This window comes from Okeania sp., from assembly GCF_983059655.1.
On the sequence record NZ_CEZPJD010000471.1, the window covers coordinates 1 to 2,340 of the forward strand.

1 protein-coding gene is annotated in these 2,340 nt (G+C 36.1%); it reads right to left on the reverse strand.

The window, feature by feature from the left end; genetic code table 11:
- Window positions 1-780: 780 nt before the first annotated feature.
- The coding region (locus AC3DU7_RS22055) for a protein kinase domain-containing protein (RefSeq protein WP_488041450.1) at window positions 781-2,340 on the reverse strand (1,560 nt) is incomplete at its 5' end.

Here is a 2,340-nt window from a genome sequence, read left to right on the forward strand (position 1 = left end):
AATGTAATTATCAATAGTTGTAATTTACGCCAAAAATTCATAATACCAATTTGATAAATTTTTGTTACAAATGGTAGAGGTCATTTCAGTTATCAGTTATCAGTACCTCTAGCTGTTTGCGGAGCATGACCTAGGAAAGCAAGAGGCTTGAAATAAGGAATATATTCTTTCTCTTGGTCGATTAGATATGGCGAGGAAACCTCGCCATCTCTCGACCGCTTTTTATCCCCTTAAAAGGGGAGGCACATACCCACAATTTTTCGGTAAGAAAGAAGGAAGAAGGGGGAAATATTTAAAAAAAGGGAAAAAAGTATAGATATAACCATCTCAAATGAACTAGAGCAGTTATTTTTAAGCATATCCGATCGATATCTATTTTTTTGTAGCATTCTTTTTTTAAATTGGTATAAACTATTTTTCACTTCAAATGTTTAAAAATTAGTCTTTTTTTCCTACTCTGTAAGGACGTTGCATACAACGTCCCTAAAGTTCTACAATTTTGTACCTCATCAACTCCAAAACGGCTGTAATTTGAATTTTATCTGACTATTTAACTAGCTATTAGTTTTTCCCCGGAATGCTCCGCAAACAGCATTTAGCTAGCCTCTTGCAGAGGAACTGCGTTAACAGCTAAAAATCCAAGGGTTCGATGTCCCCCACGCTTATTTGAAAAATTAGTGGTGTGTATTAATGGGGGTTTGTAGACGTGGAGCGGCTTCTCTTGAGTATCCCTCATTATACAGGCCAGAGAAGTTGATAGCTGACCGCTGACTGCTATATTCAAAGTTTACGAGAGTTAGATATTTTCCACTGACCGTCTACTAATTTTAAGTTATAAATAATGGTTAAAGTTTTGAAGTCTGTTTCATTGGGGTCAATTTTGCCATTACGATAAAGACTATATTCTTCAGTAATTCTAACTTTGATAGTTGCAATATCTCGGTCGGCGAAAAATTGTTCTACTGACTCAAGTCTTTGTATGCCATATTTGTAGTAAGCTTTGTTGCTTTTTAACCAATTGATTGAACCATTTATTCCTGCTGTTTTTTCATAAAAATTTCCTGTAGTTAATTGTTCGGCAATTTGGTTATTGTATGGAGGGGAAAACATTTTTACTTTTGCTTGTAGCCAAGTTTCAATTAATTTTTTTGCTTCTATTTCTGAGATTGAATTGACTATAGGAGTTTTAGGTGTTTGAGACTGTGGTGAAGTTATCGATTTTGGTGATGAAGTAGTTGTTTTTTCTGGATTGATATTTGTGGTTGATATATCAATATTTTCTTGAGACTTTTTTGGGAAAATTGAGTTAATTATTGAGGGAAATATATTACTTAAAACAATGCCAATAAGAATAAAACTGCCAATCATACTACCTGTAATAACTGCTTTTAGCCAGTCTCCCATCTGATGAGTTTTTTTGGGAACTGGGGGATGAGAAACTACAGATTGAGAAGAGCTTAAAGCTTCTGGTGGAGGTAAAGTAGCTGAGGTTGGTGCTGGAGTGGGAGATCCTTCTGATAGGGGTAGAAGAATGGGAGGTGGCGGAGAAGGTACTGTGGGAATCATCGCAGTAGGGCCAAACTTTAGGGAGTGGAGCATTTCTCCGGCCGTGGAGTAGCGATCGCTTGGGTTGGCTTGAATAACTTTATTTAAAGTTTCTGCTAGTTGGGGAGTTATATTTGTAGCCAACTTTTCCCACTGAGAATTTGTTGGTAATTGGCGGGGATTTTTTCCGGTTAATAAATAAATTGTTGTTAGCCCTAAACTGTATAAATCGCTGGCATAAACTGGATGGCCTGCTGCTTGTTCTGGTGGCATAAATCCTGGAGTACCTATTATTATGGAGCGAGAAGGATTGCCTTGAGAATTTAATGTTGTTCCCATTAATTCTTTGACTGCTCCAAAGTCGATTAATACTGGCAAATCATCTTTTTCTCGCCAGATTATATTGCCTGGTTTTATATCTCTATGGATAATTCTTTGACTGTGGATGTAGTCTAAAACTGGGAGTAAATTTATGAGAATTTGTCGTACAGAATCTTCATTAAATAATCCTTCGGTTTGTAATTTTTTTGTGAGGGTTTCTCCTTCTATCCATTCTTGTACTAGATAAAATTTTCCGTTTTCTGTAAAGTATGCGTATAATCTAGGAATCTGATAATTTGTTTCTCCTAATTCTTCTAAAATTGCTGCTTCTCTTTGAAATCTATCTTGTACGATTTGATAAATTTGAGGATTATTTACTATGGGTTTAAGTTGTTTAATCACGCATAGACGACCGGAGGGCATTTGAGTATCTTGGGCAAGAAATGTTTCGCCAAATCCTCCACTTGCTAATGT